This window comes from Parabacteroides sp. AM58-2XD (genome assembly GCF_003463685.1).
In the GTDB taxonomy this organism is placed as follows: domain Bacteria; phylum Bacteroidota; class Bacteroidia; order Bacteroidales; family Tannerellaceae; genus Parabacteroides; species Parabacteroides segnis.
Genome location: NZ_QSDP01000003.1, coordinates 82713 through 103005 on the forward strand (window position 1 = coordinate 82713; position 20293 = coordinate 103005).

General features: G+C 44.7%; 20 protein-coding genes, 1 tRNA gene and 3 pseudogenes. 4 read left to right on the forward strand and 20 right to left on the reverse strand.

What is annotated here, in order from left to right; all coding sequences use genetic code 11:
- Positions 1–118: 118 nt before the first annotated feature.
- From DXA15_RS01520 to DXA15_RS01585, 15 genes and pseudogenes are all read right to left on the reverse strand, one after another.
- The gene (locus DXA15_RS01520; RefSeq protein ID WP_008778329.1) at positions 119–502 is read right to left on the reverse strand and encodes an RteC domain-containing protein; all 384 of its coding nucleotides are present in this window, start codon (positions 500–502) and stop codon (positions 119–121) included.
- Entirely contained in the window at positions 492–731 is a 240-nt protein-coding gene (locus DXA15_RS01525) for a hypothetical protein (RefSeq protein WP_002560578.1), read from the reverse strand. The genes DXA15_RS01520 and DXA15_RS01525 overlap by 11 nt, the downstream gene beginning before the upstream one ends.
- 118 nt (positions 732–849) lie before the next feature.
- Entirely contained in the window at positions 850–1605 is a 756-nt protein-coding gene (locus tag DXA15_RS25780; protein WP_233566663.1) for an ABC transporter ATP-binding protein, read from the reverse strand.
- A complete protein-coding gene (locus DXA15_RS25785) occupies positions 1521–2648 on the reverse strand; it encodes an ABC transporter ATP-binding protein (protein WP_233566665.1) in 1128 nt (375 codons plus the stop codon). Before DXA15_RS25785 ends, DXA15_RS25780 begins: the two co-directional genes overlap by 85 nt.
- 4 nt (positions 2649–2652) lie before the next feature.
- A complete protein-coding gene (locus tag DXA15_RS01535) occupies positions 2653–4485 on the reverse strand; it encodes an ABC transporter ATP-binding protein (RefSeq protein WP_310591974.1) in 1833 nt (610 codons plus the stop codon).
- A complete protein-coding gene (locus DXA15_RS01540; RefSeq protein ID WP_005868419.1) occupies positions 4427–4990 on the reverse strand; it encodes an isoprenylcysteine carboxylmethyltransferase family protein in 564 nt (187 codons plus the stop codon). Before DXA15_RS01540 ends, DXA15_RS01535 begins: the two co-directional genes overlap by 59 nt.
- Before the next feature lie 158 nt (positions 4991–5148).
- On the reverse strand, positions 5149–6390 hold the full coding sequence (locus tag DXA15_RS01545; RefSeq protein WP_013611617.1) for a hypothetical protein: 1242 nt from the start codon (positions 6388–6390) through the stop codon (positions 5149–5151).
- A gap of 48 nt (positions 6391–6438) precedes the next feature.
- Positions 6439–8778 (reverse strand): TonB-dependent receptor, encoded by a 2340-nt coding sequence (locus DXA15_RS01550; RefSeq protein WP_005868415.1) that lies wholly within the window; start codon positions 8776–8778, stop codon positions 6439–6441.
- Between the two features lie 29 nt (positions 8779–8807).
- Entirely contained in the window at positions 8808–9083 is a 276-nt protein-coding gene (locus tag DXA15_RS01555; RefSeq protein WP_005868413.1) for a hypothetical protein, read from the reverse strand.
- Between the two features lie 48 nt (positions 9084–9131).
- Complete coding sequence (locus tag DXA15_RS01560) at positions 9132–9371, reverse strand: DUF1858 domain-containing protein (RefSeq protein ID WP_005868411.1); 240 nt, start codon at positions 9369–9371, stop codon at positions 9132–9134.
- A complete protein-coding gene (locus tag DXA15_RS01565; protein WP_005868409.1) occupies positions 9368–10021 on the reverse strand; it encodes a class I SAM-dependent methyltransferase in 654 nt (217 codons plus the stop codon). Before DXA15_RS01565 ends, DXA15_RS01560 begins: the two co-directional genes overlap by 4 nt.
- 190 nt (positions 10022–10211) lie before the next feature.
- Positions 10212–11026 (reverse strand): annotated as a pseudogene (zupT, locus tag DXA15_RS01570) (zinc transporter ZupT).
- Between the two features lie 143 nt (positions 11027–11169).
- Complete coding sequence (locus DXA15_RS01575; RefSeq protein WP_005868403.1) at positions 11170–11373, reverse strand: hypothetical protein; 204 nt, start codon at positions 11371–11373, stop codon at positions 11170–11172.
- Positions 11370–11627 (reverse strand): hypothetical protein, encoded by a 258-nt coding sequence (locus DXA15_RS01580; protein WP_005868401.1) that lies wholly within the window; start codon positions 11625–11627, stop codon positions 11370–11372. Before DXA15_RS01580 ends, DXA15_RS01575 begins: the two co-directional genes overlap by 4 nt.
- Positions 11624–12250 carry a TetR/AcrR family transcriptional regulator gene (locus DXA15_RS01585; RefSeq protein ID WP_002560569.1) on the reverse strand — a complete coding sequence of 209 codons (627 nt, stop codon included), beginning with the start codon at positions 12248–12250 and terminating at the stop codon, positions 11624–11626. The genes DXA15_RS01580 and DXA15_RS01585 overlap by 4 nt, the downstream gene beginning before the upstream one ends.
- Before the next feature lie 577 nt (positions 12251–12827).
- Here DXA15_RS01585 and DXA15_RS01590 point away from each other — a divergent pair.
- The 3 genes from DXA15_RS01590 (at position 12828) to DXA15_RS01600 (ending at position 13796) form a co-directional block, all read left to right on the forward strand.
- Entirely contained in the window at positions 12828–13142 is a 315-nt protein-coding gene (locus DXA15_RS01590; RefSeq protein ID WP_005868400.1) for a helix-turn-helix domain-containing protein, read from the forward strand.
- Positions 13129–13422, forward strand: coding sequence for a DUF3876 domain-containing protein (locus DXA15_RS01595; protein WP_005868398.1), 294 nt, complete (start codon positions 13129–13131; stop codon positions 13420–13422). The genes DXA15_RS01590 and DXA15_RS01595 overlap by 14 nt, the downstream gene beginning before the upstream one ends.
- Before the next feature lie 80 nt (positions 13423–13502).
- A complete protein-coding gene (locus DXA15_RS01600) occupies positions 13503–13796 on the forward strand; it encodes a helix-turn-helix domain-containing protein (RefSeq protein ID WP_005868396.1) in 294 nt (97 codons plus the stop codon).
- A gap of 285 nt (positions 13797–14081) precedes the next feature.
- Here DXA15_RS01600 and DXA15_RS01605 read toward each other — a convergent pair whose 3' ends face one another.
- The 3 genes from DXA15_RS01605 to DXA15_RS01615 all read right to left on the reverse strand — a co-directional run bounded on the left by DXA15_RS01605 (position 14082) and on the right by DXA15_RS01615 (position 16862).
- Positions 14082–15302, reverse strand: a complete 1221-nt coding sequence (locus DXA15_RS01605; protein ID WP_005868395.1) for a site-specific integrase — start codon at positions 15300–15302, stop codon at positions 14082–14084.
- A 242-nt stretch (positions 15303–15544) separates the two neighbouring features.
- Positions 15545–15616: transfer RNA gene (locus DXA15_RS01610), tRNA-Lys, on the reverse strand.
- 109 nt (positions 15617–15725) lie between these two features.
- Entirely contained in the window at positions 15726–16862 is a 1137-nt protein-coding gene (locus tag DXA15_RS01615; protein ID WP_009859873.1) for an AI-2E family transporter, read from the reverse strand.
- A 57-nt stretch (positions 16863–16919) separates the two neighbouring features.
- Here DXA15_RS01615 and dacB point away from each other — a divergent pair.
- Positions 16920–18394, forward strand: a pseudogene (dacB, locus tag DXA15_RS27850) (D-alanyl-D-alanine carboxypeptidase/D-alanyl-D-alanine-endopeptidase).
- Here dacB and DXA15_RS01625 read toward each other — a convergent pair.
- Positions 18391–19156 (reverse strand): annotated as a pseudogene (locus DXA15_RS01625) (LytR/AlgR family response regulator transcription factor). The pseudogenes dacB and DXA15_RS01625 sit on opposite strands and share 4 nt — an antisense overlap.
- Positions 19157–19165: 9 nt before the next feature.
- A complete protein-coding gene (locus tag DXA15_RS01630; RefSeq protein WP_128132899.1) occupies positions 19166–20263 on the reverse strand; it encodes a sensor histidine kinase in 1098 nt (365 codons plus the stop codon).
- Between the last annotated feature and the right edge of the window lie 30 nt (positions 20264–20293).

Genomic DNA, 20293 nt, shown 5'->3' on the forward strand with positions numbered 1-20293 from the left:
TTTTAAGTTTAACATTATTGGTTTCAATCGATTGATGAAGCAAAGTTCGGCAAATGGATGAAAATAGTTAGGGGTGTACCACTGGTACACCCCTATAAATAGTTGTTAAATAGTTGATTTATAGATAGCCTTTCTTTTTGCTTTCTTCATTAATGGCTTTACGAAGCGTATCTAAAAATTCGGTTATTTTTGATGGTTTACGACTAACGACACTTTCATGCTTCTTATGCACATCGCCCAATTTAATATTGAAAAGGTATTCAAAGGCTCTTCCGATTTCTGTAAGTGGTGCTTCTGTACCACTGCGCGTTACCACTCTTTTAGATAGGAACAATCCACTAACTATCTCCATAATCTCAATAAGATAGGTTTCGTCTGTAAGGTAGAGCGGCGAGAGTGGAAGTTTATTCTTCCGGTTTTGGAATTGAACCGGATATTTAATTTGCATATTGAGTATGCGGATTTCCGTATTTACAAGTCCTATCGCTTCATCAATAAGCAATGACAAGGCGTTTTTCCCCCTGCTCAAATTGTACTCGATACGACTTGAGCCTGTTTAGTCCAAAAGAGAAGTAACGTAATAATACAGCGTAGTCCTGTTCCTTTATAGCAATACTTACTAAGTGATTGGCAAGTTCTTGCAATGCGGCCGTAAAATCATTTACGGCAAACTCTTTCTGTGAGTGTTCCGATAATAGTCGGAAAAATCTCAAATCTGATAAGTCTTTCATAATTAATACATTTACATATTGATAAATTGCGTTGCTTTGCTGAGGATTGCGTTGATACAATTCTCCCGTAGCCAGCGGTTTGAATGAGTTTTTTCATACCGGTTATATTTTGTTGTATTTATAATTTACGGTTATTTTTTCCACCAATCGTCCACCTCTTTGCTCGGTTGTAGGTTTCCCACATACGAGCGTATTCTCCTTTAAGAGCAAGTAGCTGCTCATGTGTTCCCTGCTCGGCTATCACACCCTTATCTACATACAGAATTCGGTCGGCATTGGTGATTGTAGACAATCGGTGAGCGATGACCAATACCGTCTTTCCTTTGATGAGATGAGAGAATGCTGCCAGAATCTTACCTTCGTTTTCGGGGTCGGCAAAGGCGGTGGCTTCGTCCAGCAAGATAATAGGGGAGTCTTTTAATATGGCGCGAGCCAAGGCTATGCGTTGTGCTTCACCACCAGAGAGGTAGATGCCTCCTTCGCCTACCAATGTCTGATAACCATTGGGCAAGGATTCTATAAACTCATGGCATTGAGCGGCACAGGCAGCCCGTGCCACTTCCTCAAAGGTTGCAGTCTTGTTACCCATACGGATATTCTCCTCGATGGTATCGAAGAAGAGCATATTATCCTGAAAGACAAAAGCGACGTTGTCCATCAACACCGAAGTGGGAATCTCTTTGACTGGCACTCCTCCTATTAAGATTTCTCCGCTTTGAACGTCCCAAAAGCGGGCGGCAAGCATAGCAACGGTACTTTTACCGGCTCCCGAAGGACCGACTAATGCAGTTATCGTACCGGGATGGGAGATGAAAGATATCGCTTTGAGTATCGGCGTGGTGTCGTAGGCAAAAGAGACGTTGCGAAATTCCACTGAAGCGTCTTTGGGGTGTCGGGGAATGTCAGGCTCTTCGATTTCGTCCATATGAGAATGTCATCAATCTTCTGTACACCCATGTTGTTCTGATTCAGAAAGCTGCCTATCCACAAGAGTTTAAGCACGGGAAAGAAAACAGCCACGCCGAAAAACAGGAACATGAGTAGCACCGGCACGAAAGTGGCATACGAGGCACTCCCCACAAACAGCCACACTGCCACGGGAATGATGAAGAGCAGTGCCGAAGAGAGTATGGTAAGGAAACCTACATATGTGGGTTGGTATTGTACGTTTACCTCGTTGGCAAATTTGCGGTACTCCTTGATGTCGTCATTGAGTTTGCGATAGGCATTAGTCGATTCGGTGAAGGTCTTCACCACCTGAATACCGCGAATATATTCCACAATACTAGCATTCATTCTGCCTAAGGTCTCCACATACCGTTTGGAAACCTCCCGGATTTTTTTGCCGGTGTACATTCTTCCCATCACATAGAATGCCATCGCCAGCACAGCCAATACTACGATAGCCAACCGCCAGTCTACGGCAAACATATAGCTGACGAGAATCAGCGGAAAAAGTAGGGCAGTTACGATGTCAGGGATATGGTGGGCAATAAACAGTTCGATGCGCTCCACGTCGTCGCTCATTATTTTCTTCAGTTCTCCCGAAGCCCGGCGGGAAAAGAACCCCAAGGGCAAACGAACCATTTTTTGTACTAGCTGCATTCGTATTTCATACAGAATGTTGAAAGCGGCAATGTGCGAGAGCATGAGGGAAGCAAACGTGAGCACTCCGAAAGCGAAGAAAGCTCCCAAGGCGATATAGCTCCACAGCCAGATGTATGCCTTGTCAATTAATGAGGGATCAAGCGCATGCTCTGCCAACTCGATGAGAATATTGTACACCGCTATGATCGGCACAAACTGCACGATGGCGGTGATAACTGCCAACAACATCGCCCCGATGAGCAGCCGACGTTTAGTGCCGGCTATTTCTATCAACCGTGCCAGCCCGGTCTTGCGTTTATTTGTATCCATAGCCTTACTGTTTATTCGATTGTTTGAACTTCCATCCTTTTACCCGTTGTTGTTCCTCCCAAAGATTGCGATACAGTCCTTCCTCTGCCAAAAGAGCTTGATGCTTGCCTTGCTGCACCACCCGTCCTTGGTCTATCACTACAATATTATTGGCACCTATCACCGTGCCCAAGCGATGAGCGATGATGACTACAGTCTTTTCTTTCACCAAGTCGTTGATAGCATCTTGGATGTGAACCTCGTTTTCGGGATCGAGCGAAGCGGTTGCCTCGTCAAGCAACACGATGGGCGCATCTTTCAAAATGGCACGGGCAATAGAGATACGCTGTTTCTCTCCACCGGATAGTGTGCTACCTCCTTCACCCACCATCGTTTCGTAGCCATCAGGCATAGCGGTGATGAAGTTGTGGCATTGCGCCTTGCGTGCGGCAACTTCTATCTCTTCGCGGGTAGCTGTCTCACGTCCCACGCGGATGTTGTTATAAATGGTATCGTTGAAGAGATACACATCCTGAAAGACGATGGAAACTTGTTGCATCAGTGTATGCACGGTGTAGTCTTTGATGTTTCGTCCGCCAAATAGGATTTCCCCCTCGCTTACATCCCAGAAACGGGCAATGAGTCGTGTCAATGTCGTTTTGCCCGAACCCGATGGTCCCACAAAAGCGGTCAGTTCCTTTTCGGGAATGGTAAGCGATACATCCCGAAGTACGGGAATATCGGCATTATAGCTGAAGCTGACGTGACGGAACTCTATCTCTGAGTTGACAACATCTTCTATTATACCCTCCGGAAGTACGGGCGTTTTGCAAAGAGCATCAATGCGTTCGGCTCCCAGCTTCATGTAGTTGATGAGGGCGATAAAGGTCAAGGCGTTGATGAGTGGGGCATAGATAGCCGATCCTGCCAGCAGGAACATGATGTAAACGGGCATGGAGACTTTGGCATTTAACAACATCGAGAAGCCAAGTAGCATAATAAGAACCAGGCCGCCATTGAGCAGAGTGGAAGCCAGCGTGATGCTGGGTGCGGGAGCCGCTTCCAAACGGATGCTCTCCCGCTTTAGATCACGGAAAGCTCGTTCCAAGCGTTCAAACTTATTGCCGCTCAGGTTGAAAGCCTTAATCAGGCGGATACCTTGTATATACTCGATCATGCGCGAAGCGGCATTGGTCTTTATTTTTTGATGCCTCTTGCCCAAGGTTGCCACAAAGTGATTGGTGAGCCACATCATGGGGTATGCCAATGGAATGACAGCTGCTGCCGCCAAAGCTAATTGCCAGTTGAAGAATGAGAGCGAAACCAAAGCGACGATGGGCATCGCCAGCCCGCCAAAGAACTGACCGATAAGGTGAGTAGTGAGCATCTCCACGTTGTTATAGTCGCTGACAATGTATGCCCCGATGTCGCCGGGATCACGACTATTGAAGAAACTCATCGGCAGTTGGCGCAGGTGATTGACCACTTCCAAACGACCATCGCAACAAATGTCGTAGCCGTCTTTATAGGCTACAAGGTATGCCTTTTTGCTAATGAGCCAAAGGCAAACGAGAGAAATTAGGAGCATTAGGCACGCCCAACCTATGTTCACGAGGTTGAGCGGTGTGCCGGGATTTTGCAGAGGTTTGAATACCTCCCACACCACGAGCAGCATTGCCCCATACGGTGCGCCACGAAAAAAGTACTCCGCAACCGTCCAGCCTATCAGCGGACGCAAGCGACGGGGCTGCCCCATCGTGGCGGAATTGAGTATTTGAGAGAGATTGTTCATAAGGTTGCTATTTGAGTAAGAAGTATCTGGGAGTTCTCGCTTTGTACCGCGCATAGTCTTCCCCATAAGTGGTCATGCAGTATCGCTCTTCACCCAAGATAACGCCATGCGTGACGAGGATCAAAGGAATTGTGGCAGGCAGCAACCACAACGATGCCGAGGCAATGCAAACCGCCAATGCTCCCACTTCATAGAAGAAGTACATCGGATTGCGCGACAGGCGGTAAACGCCTCGTACGACAGTTTCTCCTTTAGGCGTAGAGGCATAAGCATGAAAGGCTGCCATAAATCCGACAAGTGCAAAGGCAAACAAGACGCACCCCACCGTGAATAGCGGTGTACCTATGCGGAGAGGGACAAAGAGCGACACCAAAAGCAATGTTCCCTGAAACACAAAGCTTAAAGTGGCGTACCGCTTGTCCTTAGAGGTATACCAAGATGTATCTACGGCACGTTTGCCACCTTCTCGGTAAAGAATCATATACAAAAGTTGTATCAGCACCAATGCAAACGAAGGTATCCATGCATTGAGCCAACCGAAGTGAAATTGAATGAAATCGTTTATTGGCATACGAAATTTTATTTATTGTGTGTGATATTGAAACCCTTGAATAGCCATTTCTGAATGGAGAAACAAGATTAATAAATGTTTGGGCTAAAAAATGAGAGCAAAGGAAAGGCCGATAATTCAACTCTCACCTTTGCCTCTTCTGAGTGATTGATTATTACTTAGTTTTCAAACCAATGGAAATATGCAGGAGCTCCATCTACCTTTACTACGGCATCCGAGCTTGTTTCGCCGGTTGCAGGATTATGCGTATAAAAGCCCACATCATTTCTGCCATTAATAGCAAACACGATAAGATTCTTGTATTTCTCCACTGCTCCTCCAAAGCTTGACGTCATCGGTATCGGAAGTTTTTTTACCGTTTTATTGTAAATATCCATCTCTACACTGATGAGCGATTTATCCGTGAACCAGTTGGGAGATGTTGGGTTTGCCCAATAAGAAGGAATATCCATCGTGGCATACATTTTTCCGTTGCCGGCGTATTGTGATTGAAGCAGCCAAACGGTTTTGCCCGATTCGCCTTCGATTGTTTGATCGTTCAACACCCAATTATAGGTAGGGTCAAATTCGGTTTCGCCTTTCTTGATGCGCAAGATACCGGTCTTGTACTTAGGATTCATGCCGTATGCGCCCGTGCACATCAGATACATATCGCCTTTTTCATCGATAAAGGTTTGTTGCCCATAGGTATAAGCCCCGATACCGATACCACTCGCCTTTTCATAGATGACACGCTCCACCTTGTCCGTTTGAGTGTTGATTACCGCGAGTTCTATCTGAGGTTCGGTAGCCGGTTGGAATGTCATGTCTGTCTGATTCAGTGTTACATACAAACGTCCATTATGCACAAACGGAGATCCAAACATCGGTACGGCCAATCCCGGTGCAGCGTAAGAGGACAGATCAATCTCACCAGTTAGTTCCATCGTTTGAGGGTTGAATATAAATAACTTGCCGATAAGTGATATCAGATAGGCTTTTGTTGCATTAACAAAAGAGATGTGTCTTGGAACAGAATTAAGGGGAATAGGCATGGTTGCCGTTTTGGTGAGTTTAGTTCCCGAACGCCCCCATTTTGTTACTACATTTTCATCACCTTGTGCTCCGAACGCAGGAAAAGTGTACACATCATTACCGTTGCACACTGGCATCATTCCGTAACCGACTTGCACGGCATTTTTGTTTGTCAGTTTCTTGGGAGACACTCCATCTGCTAACTGCATCCAACCTGACCCGGTCTGTCCACCGGGATTCATAAGCATGGTGTAAACAAGTATATCGCCAACTTTTACTTCCGGATCGGTCGTGATTGGTTTCGTTTCCGGGTCTTTGCTACAAGCTGAAAACAGCATAGTGATACTCATTAGGAGGAGTAATACTCCGTTGATTCTCTTTTTCATTTTACTTTTTATTTTATTGTTGAATAATATATTGAATTGTGATTAGCTTTATTTCAGCACGTACCTGATACGTGCGGTAAAGGCTCTGCCGGGAAGCGGGTAATTAAACTCGCTGAACAGGCGGGCATTCGTAAGGTTGGATGCTTTTGCCGAGAAGGTAAGCCCACCGTTCATGATGGAGTATTCTAATCCCAAGTCGAGCTTGAAAGAGCGCGGAATGCGTTTCTCTTGATATTGACTTACTTCGAAATCGAAGAAATACTCTTCTACGAATGAAGCATCGGTAAATAGTCTTACATTCTGACCTTTCCCTCCGAAGAGATTCTCTTTGTGAAACTCTACCCCCGCATTTGCTAAGAAATAGGGAATATTAGGCATACGCAATCCCTTCGACGGATTGAGAACGTTACTCGTTGGTTCGTACTTACGTGTATCGCGAAGGTCTTGAAACGTGGCATTTACATATCCGTAAAGCCAGCGTGTAACATCTGCTTTGACTTCTGCCTCTACACCGAAGGTACGCATCTCACCGAAATTAGTGTATCTGCCCTGCACGAAGTTGCGCGTATAGCGTATCATATCTTGCAGGTAAGAGAAGAATCCGTTTACCTCCACCTGCAACAATCCGGAACCAATCTTTTTATCGTACATCAATCCGATGTTAGCGTTAGTTCCTCTTTCGGGTTTCAAGTCGCCCGAAGGAGCAATAAGGAAGCCGTCGCCAATGAGTTCGGCATCTGTCGGTAGTCGTACATCATAGCTTACGGAGGCTTTCCCCAACAACTCTTTGGTGAAGCGGTAGCGCAAGGCTTCACTTACACCCCAATCGTGCTGCTGCATATCCACTTCTTTGGGTACGGAATTCCAAACATCTCCTATTTTCGTATTCATGGAATAGTAATAATACTTACCCGTCAGCGAGTTGAGGAATTTGTCATTGGGGGATTTATAGTCGTAACCCAAGCCTAATACCCAGCTCGTCATGTGTGAGTCGAAGTTTATCTGTCGCCCCACCGCTTTATCCAACAACGGATCGGAGGGCTTCCCCAATGCCCATTTGAATAATGAGTTGAGGTTGATGGAGTGCCGGTCATTGATGATGTAATTGAGATTGGTCTTATTTCCCACGGTATGCTTACGCATTTTCATGTCAGAGGGTAAAACTCCTATTTCTCCTCCGTAAGCCGAAACAGGCGGATAAGGATTCATATCCCAGTCGTAGCGAAGCCTAGCTGTATCCACAAAGTTGTATTGAGAATAGGCATAGCCCGTGCCGCTACTGAAGTCAAGTCCATTGAGTAGGAAATTGTCTTTCTGTAAATCAATGGCGAAGTTGTAAGCTCCGGCACTACTTTCGGCAGAGCGTATGTTCTCTACCACGCCTTGTATCTGCTTGCTGTTTCGGATAAATTCAAGTTCAAACTCCATCTGATCGAACCACCATTTACGGGCTTTCATCGATATCCCTCCCCCCGATTGGTTGAATTTGTCATGGTCGCGTTTTATGAACTTACCTTTGTTCTGAGGCAATTCCATACGATAGTCATTATCAGAATGGGTGTATAACAACGCTGCCCCCAACTCTATTCCTTGTTTGACCAGATTCCGCTTGAAGACGCTACTTGCTTTATGTGTATTGAAGCTACCGAACGAATACGAAGCATCCAAGTAACGAGGTGGATACTCTTTAATCACGATATTTACAGCACCCCCCACGGCAGATCCACCGAACTTGGCTGGAACCACACCTTTATATATTTCAATGCGGTCAATCATGTCGATGGGTATATCGTTGATGTCGATGAAATCGGAATTATCGTTCATCGGTACTTCGTCTATAAAGAATCCAATACGCTTGCCTTCCAAGCCGCGAACAGAGATACGCGAGGCACTGCCTACTGCTCCCTGCGAACGAATGGTTACGCCTACGGTCTTAGTCAGAATATCTTCTACGCTATTTACTGTACCTTGTAACTGGCTCATACTGTAAACCGTTACCGGCATGGCTTGCTCCCGAATCTTGCGGGCTTCACTTTTGCCCATCACCACCACTTCGTCCAGCGATTTGACTTCGGCTTTCAGGCGGATAATAGTTTTCTTTACATTCTCTTTACTTACGGTTACTTTTTGGACTGCTGTTTGATAGCCCATAAACTTCACGGTGAATGTATAAGTACCGAAAGGAATGTCTGAAAAAGAGAACTCGCCATATTTGTTGGTTACATCGCCCTTTTTCAGTTCCTCAATAAAGAGGGTTGCTCCGGGCAGTGGATCTTCGTCAGTGTTGTCGATGACCACGCCCGCAATCCGCCCCCCACCTGTTTGGGCGGATACACTGATGCTCATGAGCATCAGTATCAATAGAGAAAATAGTACTTTCTGTTTCATTGTTTATTTATATGATTGTTGGTTTCTCCTTAAATGCTGGGATCGGGAGCTTCCGGCGTGGAAACGACTATAGGAGTTGTACCTGAAGAGTTTCCTTCGGTTACTTTTTGTGTAAGTACCTCAACATCCTTAAACTCTATTCTGGCGATCGCCTCTTTGGGGTTGAGTGTCGTTTTGTCAGCAATGAGTTTGGGCACTTCACGTTCTTTCAACATACCCGTAGAACGTAGCACGGGATACCATTTGGCAGCTTCCTTCGGCTTGGAAAGATTTTTGCGGGCTGCTTTGTTATAAAGTATAAGCATAAATCGATATTGTTTTGTGCCCTTTCGGGCAGTTATTAGTAGTAATTTTCAATATTTGAACTGTATATCTTCTCGTTCCATTTCTCCTTTGAGGTATGTGAGAAGAGTCTCCATATCGTCTCCTACTGTAAAGGCAATGCTCTCAATAGTAGTGCAATGCCCCAACGTACAAGTTGATACAGGATTGATTAAAGAAACATAACGACTGTCTCGTTTCACCAGTCGATGAATCAACTGCGGATAGGTAGTCAGAACCCGATGTATCGGGGTATATTTATTGATGCTCATCTGTCTATTGGTTTCATCATCGGTTGTTTTGTCGCTTGCACGCATATTCGTTGCGATTGGCTCTCCGGCGAGATGTCGTAGGTCACATTTATAAATCCCGCTTGTTCCAGCATTCTTTGTATTTCTATGGGTGAGTAAATGCGCAGGTCGATATTCCTCACCCACTTTTCATTGCCTTCCTCGCTGCATGCCTCGTTGCAGATGTAGAACCTTCCTTCGGGTTTCAATACACGCAATACTTCCTTGAAGTTTTCCACTATATCATTCCAAAAGTAGATAGTTTCGAAAGCGGTTACAATATCGAAGCGGTTATCGTCAAAAGGAATGTTTGAAACATTCGCCTCTACTATAGATGCTCGTCCCTGACTGATAGCCGCCTTGTTCTTGCGACTCGCAATGTCCACGCACGTGGGTGAATAATCCATGCCGCAAACTAATCCATGAGTTCGTTTGATGAAATTAGCTACGTTTTGCCCACCGCCACAACCGATATCGAGCACCGTTTCGCCACCGGAAAGTTTTACGAAGTTGTCAATGCACCAAAGAGAAATCCGGTTATGCCCTTGGTTCATCATTTTCACAATGCACCTGCCCATAAAGCTATTCTTGGGTTTGCGGAAGTTTTGAAAGATGTTTTTTATTATGCTCATAATTATTCTTTGTTTTTAAGTCTTTTCTTACTAATATGATATGTCTATTATTTGCTGTGCGCGATACCTAAAAAATATACGCCCGTGAGTATGCTCTTTGTGAGCATCGTGCTCATGACAGTGGTAAGTGTGAGATGTATGCATATCTTTTTCTGTTTTTTATTTATTGTTTCTATATTACTTCTTCTTGCTAACCCAGCATCAGCAGGCTTAGTGCCATGACCGCCATGCCTACCACCAAACCGTAGATGGCATGGTGGTGCTTACCGTATTCTTCAGCTGCGGGTAACAGCTCATCGAGCGAGATAAATACCATGATGCCAGCAATCATGCCGAAGATGATGCCGAACACATTGTCGTCGAGGAACGGAGCCAGCACGAGATAGCCTATGACGGCTCCCACCGGCTCTGCCAATCCAGACAAAAACGAGAACCAAAAGGCTTTCTTGCGGTTGCCTGTAGCGTAAAAAACAGGAACGGATACCGAAATACCCTCCGGTATGTTGTGTATGGCAATGGCGATGGCAATGGGTATGGCAATGTTCACATCCTTTAGGGCAGCAAGAAACGTAACCATACCTCCGGGAAATTGTGGATAGCCAGCACCAAGGCTGTTACCATGCCAACACGTAGCAATTTGGGCTTCACGTCTAATTGTATTTTCGCTTTTTCACTCATTTCTTCCACCCGGTGCATTTCATGCGGATTCTCGTAGCGAGGAATTAGCTTGTCGATGAGCAATATCAACACGATACCCCCGAAGAAAGAGAGCGTGGCATAAAACGTTCCTTCTGATTTGCCGTGCATCTCCACAAGTGTTTGCACAGAAGAGGTAAACAGTTCGACAAACGATACATAAATCATGACTCCCGCCGAAAAGCCCAGCGATAGAGAAAGAAACGACGTGTTGGTGCGTTTGGCGAAAAAAGCAATGGCACTGCCTATGCCGGTGGATATACCGGCAAACAGTGTCAGAAGAAATGGAACAAATACTTGTTGTGACATGGCTATGACAGATTGGGAGTTAGTACTTCAAAAGAGAACGAAAATCTATTTTGTTCAAAACAAAGCGAGTCGCTCTTTGCAGGCGACTCGCTTGATACGATGAATTATTATTATTAAAAATGGGATGTTTCATACATCTGTTACTAAGTTAAGTCTGGAAAATCAGTCTCTGGACGTTCAATATCGATGCATTCTTTTTTAATTCTAATAGTCTCTTTGTTCAAAGCCTCTCTGGGCAGAGCGGATTTTCTGCTTTGTGTTACCCACGATTCCTCGCAGAGGAAAAGTCCGTTTACTCCTTGCACAAGCGTTATTTCGCCGTTACAGATGATGTTGGTGATACTCATATATTGATTGTTTTTAGTTGTTCTACCGAAGTGGTGCGGTATTTAGCCTCCTGCACCAAGCGAAATCCTGCTTGACAAGACCTGCCGCATCTGCCCATGCAAGCAACGGGTGTCGGGTCGAACAGAAGATGGCTAAAGTGCTTCTTTTCCGAATCGAATACGAAAGAAATCCGATTGTCCACAATTGTACAACCGCTTCCACAAGGGTTGCATTGTAGGCAGGAGGATGTGTGGATGTTTCTATTTGTTTTCATCTTTCTATTTTTACATTCATGAGCCTTTTCCAGCCTCCTGTGCTAAAGCGGATATACTCACCAATAAAACATTCAATTTCTTCACTGGAAAGCTCTTCATGTTGCACCACCTCTTTCATCATATTAACCCACCATGAGCAGGTGAAGTGCATAAAGAATAGAGAAATATCGGTATGCAGATCAGGGTAGAGCTTTTTCATACCTTCCATATATTCTATACCCATTACTGTACTTCTTTTAATCCATTGTTCCCAATAATCATTGAAACGAGAGTCTTGGATAGATGAAAAAAGTAACTTAAATTCTTCACGATACCGTCTTACGATGTTCATTACCTCCTTCATGGATGAGCGATGATATTCTTCGGAGGTAAAGACATCCAAAGAAAAGGCCTCCGGGCGATTATGATCTTCCAGCATACTGTTCATCGCCTCCAAAAGCGGATGCAACACGTCAGCCAACAAATCGTCCTTACAAGGATAATAATTGTAGATGTTGCTCAGACCGATACCCGACAATTTGGATATTTCACGCATAGACACAGCCTTAAAGCCCTTCTTGAAAAAGGCTCTCCTTGCTGTTTCCAACAATAATTTATGTGTATATTCTTTTGTTGTTTGCATAGGTCAGAACGTAGTTCCTGTTATTAGAATACAAAGTACGTTGTATTTCAAAAATAAAACAATCCATACAAATGGGTATTTTCTATAAAACAATCCCTATTTGTAGGGATACAAAAAAGGGTATGTAACTATCAGCAGAGCCACTTCACGCCAAACCATAGTCATAAGTACGTGTATTGCCTCTACTGTATCCTCTTGTTATTCTTATTCTGACCTCTTTCCATGGCTATTGTTAATACGCAGGTTATAAATCATGTGTAAAAACTACTTTAATCTTTTCATGATTCCCATTTTAGTAATGATTAATCGAATATGCTAAAAATGTATCATATAAAACTTCTCTTTTCTGTCATTCTACCTTTTATCTATTTAGCTTGTCGCCATTAATTAACTCGGATTCATTTTGATAGTTGTGCCGCAAGAGTATTATGACTAATAAATTATTCATGTGTCATTTTGCCATAAACAGTCTTTTTATACCACTCTCGGACAGTTTAGAAAACGGCTCTTGATTCTTCTTTCATTTGCCGATGAAAATAGAATCAACACGTTTTATTAACCATTAAAAATTAAATGTATGGAAGTAGTAACCATCGAAAAAAGAACATTTTCGTATGTCTGCGAGAGCTTCACGGAGTTTGCCAAACGGATAGAGAGTTTGTGCAGCAGTCATACTCAAAAAGTAGAAAACTGGCTGGATAGTCAGGAAGTGTGCCTGTTGTTAGGCTTGAGCAAGCGAACGCTGCAATATTACCGAAGTAGTGGGCGACTGGCTTATTCTCAAATAGGGAGCAAGATTTATTATAAGTCTTCCGATATTGAAAGAATTATTGCGGACAGTGAAACACAAAATCAGTCACCCAAACAAATCAAGCCTTATGAAAAGAACTAAAGAATATTATCCGTCCTTCAACTTGTTTTCCATTGTCGGCACATGGGAAAGTGTTAATCTGAATCCTACGGTTATCATCTATCGGAACGACAAAGAGTATCTTCTTTCTATTATATATGTATCGGAAACCACCAAACAGGCTTCACCCTCTACTTATGAAATACAGAAAGACGGTAGCCAGTATTTTATTGCTCCTGCTCCTAAACGGATTTACATAGATTATGATCCAGCGAAAGATGTGCTAAACCTTTCGTCATTGGGTGACTATCTGCGTAACTAATCAATCGACCAGTTAATCTCTAACTGATTCGCTATCTAGCCATCTTAAAATCAATATTTCAATAAAACAATCTTTCAATCATGGAATTAATAAATAAAGATACACCACAAGTCAAAGAATTTATTTCTTCGCTCGACTCAATGCTAAGCGGTATTGAATCAATTGTCAAGCACTATAAGCCCCACCTGAACGGAGAACGTTTTCTTTCCAATCATGAGGTTTCTAAAAAACTGAATGTCAGCCTGCGAACCCTGCAAGAATGGCGAGATACAGGCTTAATCCCCTTTATCCAGATAAAAGGTAAAATCATCTATCGGCAAAGTGATATTGATAAACTGCTCCAAAAGCATTATTTTGAAAGTTGGAAAGAATAATCTGCCACTCACAAAAACATTGTTTTTCGGAATTTAATTTGAATCATTGACTTTTCCAGTGAAGTATTTAGTCTGTGCAAGTCTTTAGATAAAAATACGCTCGAAATGCAATGAGAGGAAGATTTTTATCTAAACCGAAGGCTTGGACTTGAACAGGCTAAATACGGAAATTACCTTTGTCAATGCTTCATATTGGGTTCTGGAAAACTTACTTTAAAAGAAAAGGGTTGAGAAAATGAAGTTCATTATTCCCAATCCTTTTTTCTATATTGGCTACTGCCTTATTTATATAGCCAATTCCGACAAGCAGCTATTCACTTTCTGCATATCCTTTAGAATATTCTGATCCAGTACCCGTGCGTAGTGTTTCGTCACGCTGGTATCTGCATGACCTAACATCTTGGCTACATTTTCCATACTTACGCCATTTGCAAGGCACACGGAAGTGGCATAGCTATGTCTGGCCGTATGAGTGCTAAGATTTTTATGAATTCCGCACACATCGGCAATTTCTTTCAAATAACTGTTCATGCGTTGATTACACAATACAGGTAAAAGTTTTCCGGTACACTCTGCCACATCCTTATATTTATCAAGTATAGAAGCTGCTACAGGCAGCACAGGAATGTTGCACATGATTTTTGTCTTTTGGCGGTTCTTTCTTATCCAAAGCTCCCCTTTGTTGTCTTTTACCAAGTGTTCGGGTGATAAATCTTTCACATCGCTGAACGCCAATCCAGTAAAAATGCAAAAGATAAAAACGTCACGTACCTGTTCTACTCGCTTAATCGTGAATTCTTTTGCAAGAATAATTTTAATCTCGTCCATCGTCAGGAACTCAGGATCGGTTTCTTCCAGTTTGAAGCGATAGTAAGCAAACGGATCTTTCTTTATCCAGTCGTTTTCCAAAGCAATACGGATAATCTTCTTCAAGTTCTTCAATCGGGTGATAGCTGAATTCTGCGCACAACCTTTTTCAATTTTCAAAAAAGCATCGAACTTAGAAATGAAGTTGGCTTCCAAGTTGTTTAGGGCAATATCAGATAATTGATATTCTTTCTTTATGAATTCCTCTAAATATCGGGTAGTGGTTTCATACCGTTGAACGGTCTTACTAACGAAGTCCTTACCGATTAGCTTACGGCTTTGTTCGTTATGCTCTCTGAATACTTGCAATAGCGTTTTACTATCTTCATCCACCCCATAATATAGCTTTCTCATAAGATCGACTGTAATAGTCTTACCTGTGGATTCCAGTTCTCTATAAATTTGGTGTATGCGAGAGCGTGTGATTTCCAAGTAGTGGTTCAGTTCCACCGACATACGATCTTTTCCTTTGGAGTTTTCTTTTGCCTGATTCCATAGATTTACAGGACAGCTTCTTTTTACTAAAACATCTACCATACAGCCGTTTACAGTAATTCTCATGCACACGGGTGCTTCTCCATTCTTTAATAATCTGGCTTTCTTGATAAAGAATAGCACATTGAAGGTTTTTCTAGCCATTTTTACATCGTTTTTAGAGTTACAAAACTATGTATTCTCTTCCAAAGTACGACCATGCAAAATGCTATGAATCAGTGAGAAAGAAGCTAAATCGTGGGACTTTTTTCAGCCTGATTTATGTACCACGATTTGCACACCAACAATATGCTTGAAACGGCTATTTTCTGCTATCTGCCAGAAAAAAGAAATCCCTGATAATGTCTGATTATCAGGGATTTGCTTGATTTTTCTTTTGTTTTCAGTGATCCGCCTGGGTTCGAACCCAGGACCCCATCCTTAAAAGGGATGTGCTCTACCTGCTGAGCTAGCGAATCATCCTGTGCATACTCTGTATTGCGGTGTGCTTTACTTCTGTATTGCGGGTGCAAAGGTAGGGTTTATTTTTGAATTTGCAATAGTTGGAGGAAGTTTTTTTGAAAAAAGTTACTTTTCTTTCTTTTTCTCCGGTTGAATATCAGCAGGGGGAGGAGCGATAATGTCCTCTTCCAGCAAGATAAAACGTTTATAATAAGACAGACAGAGCGTCGTGAGCGGTAATGCGATGATTAAGCCGATAAAACCTAACAAAGTTCCCCAGATGGAGAGCGAAAGAAGGATGATGGCCGGATTCAGTCCCATTGCTTTTCCCATGATGCGCGGCGTAAGGTATAAATCCTGGATACATTGTACGATTCCGAGTATTAATAATCCCGAACCGAAGATAATCCAGAAATTCTGTCCGGTCTCCGCCGACTTTAGCAGGCTGAGGATGACCATCGGGATAAGACCGATCGCTTGCAGGTACGGAATCAGGTTCAGCACACCGATAAATAACCCGAGCGTCACGGCCAGCGGGAAACCGACGATTTTGAAACCTATCGAAAGTAAAACTCCGACACATAGCGCAATCAATGACTGTCCGCGGAAATAACGGTTCATGCTCTGCTCTACATCGTCGGCCAGCCCTTTGGCGAAAGGACGGATGCGTGCCGGAATCAGGTTTATCCAGCCGTTGGCTATCTTTTCGTAGTCGAGCAGGATGAAAATGAAATACAACAGAATCACGAATATAATCGTTATACTGAAAAGGATGGAGAATGTGTTCGACAGGATGTTCCAGACCTTCGGGGCGAGCTGCTTGATTGCATTCTGTATGTTCTCCCGGCTGAGGAGTTCCATCAGCTGGTTTATGTCTACATTGTTTTCAAGATATTCAATCCATGAAGCTGGTATAAGCGGAACATGGCCTTCTCCCGGATTATGTGTGCGCATCAGGTTCAGGGTCCGCTCGGCTTCCTGGGCGACAGACGGAACGACCAGTGCGGCGGCAATCCCGATAATCAGCGATGCGGAGATGATGACTGCGACGATGGCCAGGATGCGGCTTTTCAGCTTCAGCTTATACTGGAAGAACTTGACGAAGGGTTGCATCATATAGGCGAGCAGCCAGGCAATCAGGAAGGGGAGCAAGGCATTACGCAATACGGTAATCAGGTAAAGCAATACGCCGATGATGACGATGCTGAATACGATACGTGTCACCCGGTCGAACGTAAAAGGTCTTTCAAACAATGAGTTCATATTATAATTTTTATCTTTGCTGAACAAAGATAGAATAAAGTAGAATAGTATAATAAGATGATAAAGAAAATATTATGTGCCGCCCTGTTGCTCGGCTGTTTTTTACAGCCACAGGCACAAACTCCGCAGCCTGTCAAACAGTTACTGAATGCTCCTTATATGAAAGGGGCTACTTTCTCCATCGTGGTGAAGGACCTTCAGGATGGGAAAACCGTCTATAATTATGATGGGGACCGGGAGGTTTCGCCTGCTTCCGTGTTGAAAACCGTCGCTACGGCTACGGCTTTGGAGATTTTGGGGGACGATTACCGTTTTCCGACTTCGCTGGAGTATGACGGTTCCATAAAAGAGGGTGTGCTGAACGGCAACCTGTATATCAAAGGTAGTGGCGACCCGTCGCTGGGTTCGGCTCATTTCGCTCCGGACAGGAATGCGTATACGCCTGCGAAAAACAAATTCGTACCGGAATGGATTGCCGCTTTGAAGAAGGCCGGTATCCGGAAGATTGCCGGGGCGGTGGTGTCGGACGAGCGAATCTTTGATACGGAAGGTGCTTCCATCAAATGGCTGCGGGAAGATATGGGTAATTATTATGCGCCAGGCAGCTACGGGGTTTCCGTGTTCGATAATATGTATAAGTTGTATTTGAAGTCGGGGGCTGCGGGCAGCCGTCCGGTGGTGACCGGCACTGAACCGGAACTGCCGGGTGTCTGTTTCACCAATTACCTGAAAGCGGCGCCTGTCTCGTCGGACAGTGCTATATTATCGGTGCTCCGCTTGCCGGCGAACGCTATTTGTACGGTGTCGTTCCTGCCAATCGCGAACGTTATGTGTTGAAGGGGGATATTCCTGATCCGGCATTGTTCCTGGCGGAGTATCTGACCGCATGCCTGGAACGCGAGGGTATTGCGGTGGGGAAGGAGCCGACCTGTTACCGGATTGAATCGGAAGCGGGGCGATGGAAGACGGTGGAGAGGAAAACGATTGTCACCACCTATTCTCCTACGTTGAAGGAGATTGCGGGTGTGACGAATCATGTGAGCCATAATTTGTTTGCCGACGCGTTGGTCAAGACAGTCGGTCTGCAATATATTCTGCGGAAGAACGAGGTTATTTCTTCTTTCGGCCGGGGTGTCCGAGTGGTCGCCGCCCATTGGGACAGGAAGGGGCTGGATGTTTTCCCTTTGCGGATGCACGATGGTAGCGGACTGGCTCCTGCGGATAAGGTTTCTGCGGAGTTTATAGCCGATTTGCTGGTTTATATGGCGACGAAGTCCGATTATGCCGAAGCCTTTATCGAATCCTTGCCGCAAGCCGGTATCGAAGGTTCGGTGCGGAATTTCCTGAAAGGTTCCGGTTTGCAGGGGAAGGCTCGTCTGAAAAGTGGCGGAATCACCGGTGTGCGAAGTTATGCCGGCTATATAACAAAAGACGGCAAGCGGTATGCCGTTGCCGTTTTCTCCAATAACTATGCCTGTAGCATGAGCGAGATGACGAAAGGGTTGGAAAAGTTGCTACTGCAACTTTTCTAAGGCAGCAGTGCCCTCTGTGCCAGAAACTCCATGAACTTCTGTTTGTAGTTGTCGGAGATGGGGATGTATTCTTTGCCGAACACAATCCGGTTGCGTTCGATTACTTTGATCTTTTCCGGCTGGACGATAAAGGAGCGGTGCACGCGGATGAAGCGGTTTGCCGGCAGCATGTCTTCCAGGCTTTTCATACTCATCAGCGAAAGGATGGGATGGGCTTCGCCTTCAACGAATATCTTGACATAATCTTTCAGACCTTCGATATAGAGTATTTTACGGAGTTCGACCTGTACCAGTTTATATTCCGTCTTGATGAAAATGCTTTCGACGGAAGGGGAAACTGCCTGGGGAGGGGCGGTTTGCGTAAGGGCGTTCGCGAACCGCCCTTACTTGAGCCCTCGCGCAGCAGTTCGTACCATTGCAACGCCTTATTGGCCGATTTCAGGAAGTCGGCGTAGCTAATCGGTTTCAGCAGATAATCGAGTGCGTTGACCTTATAGCTGTCGAGCGCATACTGGCTGAAAGCGGTCGTAAAGATGATGCGCGTATCGGTCTTCAGGATGCGGGAAACTCCATTCCGTTGAGCTCCGGCATCTGGATATCGAGGAAAAGCAGGTCGACCGGCTCTTTGCTGAGGGCGGGAAGCGCGTTGACGGCACTATTGTATTTTCCCGCCAGTTCCAGGAAAGGCGTCTTGTTTACATAACTTTCCAGCAGGCTGATAGCCAGTGGTTCGTCGTCGATGATTGCACATTTCAGAATCATAGCCTAATTTCATTTTTTACTTTTCGGTTCTTCGCCGCTTATTTGCAGTTCCAACATGCTGTAGTAGTTGTCATCATCTACACCGTATGAGAAGATATGTCGGTTCGGATAGATTAGTTCCAGACGTTTCCGCAGGTTCTTGATTCCGATTCCCGAGCCGCTCTTGTCCTGTTCCGCATCTTTCGGAAAATAGCTGTTTTTCAGGTAGCAGACAACCATGTCGCCTTTCTGGTGGATATCCAGGTCGATGAACGATGGCTTGCTGTTGCTGACTCCGTGTTTGAAGGCATTCTCGATAAGCGAGATAAACAGCAGGGGAGCAATCAACGCATCGGGTTTGGTGGCAGCTATTTCCGTTTTCAGTTCCACATGTTCCGGCAGGCGGATACGCATCAGTTCCACATAATTGCGGATGAAATCCAACTCTTTTTCCAGTAACACCTGCGGCTGGCTGCTGTCGTAGAGTACGTAACGCAGCAGGCGGCTCAGGTCGTGGACGGCTTCCTGTGCCCGTTCGGGGCTGAAAGCAATCAGGCTGTAAATGTTGTTGAGCGTATTGAAGAGGAAATGCGGGTTCAACTGGCTTTTCAGGTTCTGTAATTCGGCTTCGGCACGGCTCTTCTCCAGTTCGCGCCGCATGGATTCTATCTGGTACCAGCCGCTGGTCATCTTGATGGCAACACTCAGGCCGGCCACCAACGCATAAAGCATGGCGTTGACCAGGAAGAAGCCGATAATATCCTGCAACTCCCTTTCCAGGCGATGGGGACGGTGTATCTCGGGGGGAGGCAACAATTGCATTAGCAGATGTACCAATAACATTGCACCGACTATCAGAAGCAGGTTGCTGAAAAAGAATTTCCATCCGTGACGGGAAAACAGGAAACGGTTTATCAGCAGGAAATAATTCACATAGAAAACCATCATAAATGAAAGTGGGACAATGACGGAACGCAAATAATTCATGACAGTCATTTCTTGCGACTCCCTGCCTGTAAAGAAAAAAGGCAGTCCGAACAGGATTCCCCAGGCGGCAATATGGATAATGCCGCCCATTCCCCGGAAAGGGGGAGAGATGTGTGTCTGTGTTGTCTTTTCTGTTTCCATCTGCTACAAAGATAATTAATTATTGGTTGC

Excerpts from the sequence above, each read along its gene's own strand:
- DXA15_RS01555 (WP_005868413.1), bottom strand. The coding sequence starts at position 9,083 with ATGCTTATACTTTATAACAAAGCAGCCCGCAAAAATCTTTCCAAGCCG.
- DXA15_RS01545 (WP_013611617.1), bottom strand. The coding sequence starts at position 6,390 with ATGAAAAAGAGAATCAACGGAGTATTACTCCTCCTAATGAGTATCACT.
- DXA15_RS01630 (WP_128132899.1), bottom strand. The coding sequence starts at position 20,263 with ATGGAAACAGAAAAGACAACACAGACACACATCTCTCCCCCTTTCCGG.
- DXA15_RS01540 (WP_005868419.1), bottom strand. The coding sequence starts at position 4,990 with ATGCCAATAAACGATTTCATTCAATTTCACTTCGGTTGGCTCAATGCA.
- DXA15_RS01575 (WP_005868403.1), bottom strand. The coding sequence starts at position 11,373 with ATGAGTATCACCAACATCATCTGTAACGGCGAAATAACGCTTGTGCAA.
- DXA15_RS01615 (WP_009859873.1), bottom strand. The coding sequence starts at position 16,862 with ATGAACTCATTGTTTGAAAGACCTTTTACGTTCGACCGGGTGACACGT.
- DXA15_RS01580 (WP_005868401.1), bottom strand. The coding sequence starts at position 11,627 with ATGAAAACAAATAGAAACATCCACACATCCTCCTGCCTACAATGCAAC.
- DXA15_RS01525 (WP_002560578.1), bottom strand. The coding sequence starts at position 731 with ATGAAAGACTTATCAGATTTGAGATTTTTCCGACTATTATCGGAACAC.
- DXA15_RS01565 (WP_005868409.1), bottom strand. The coding sequence starts at position 10,021 with ATGAGCATAATAAAAAACATCTTTCAAAACTTCCGCAAACCCAAGAAT.
- DXA15_RS01535 (WP_310591974.1), bottom strand. The coding sequence starts at position 4,485 with ATGGGGAAGACTATGCGCGGTACAAAGCGAGAACTCCCAGATACTTCT.
- DXA15_RS01595 (WP_005868398.1), top strand. The coding sequence starts at position 13,129 with ATGAAAAGAACTAAAGAATATTATCCGTCCTTCAACTTGTTTTCCATT.
- DXA15_RS01560 (WP_005868411.1), bottom strand. The coding sequence starts at position 9,371 with ATGAGCATCAATAAATATACCCCGATACATCGGGTTCTGACTACCTAT.
- DXA15_RS01605 (WP_005868395.1), bottom strand. The coding sequence starts at position 15,302 with ATGGCTAGAAAAACCTTCAATGTGCTATTCTTTATCAAGAAAGCCAGA.
- DXA15_RS25785 (WP_233566665.1), bottom strand. The coding sequence starts at position 2,648 with ATGGATACAAATAAACGCAAGACCGGGCTGGCACGGTTGATAGAAATA.
- DXA15_RS01590 (WP_005868400.1), top strand. The coding sequence starts at position 12,828 with ATGGAAGTAGTAACCATCGAAAAAAGAACATTTTCGTATGTCTGCGAG.
- DXA15_RS01600 (WP_005868396.1), top strand. The coding sequence starts at position 13,503 with ATGGAATTAATAAATAAAGATACACCACAAGTCAAAGAATTTATTTCT.
- DXA15_RS01585 (WP_002560569.1), bottom strand. The coding sequence starts at position 12,250 with ATGCAAACAACAAAAGAATATACACATAAATTATTGTTGGAAACAGCA.
- DXA15_RS01550 (WP_005868415.1), bottom strand. The coding sequence starts at position 8,778 with ATGAAACAGAAAGTACTATTTTCTCTATTGATACTGATGCTCATGAGC.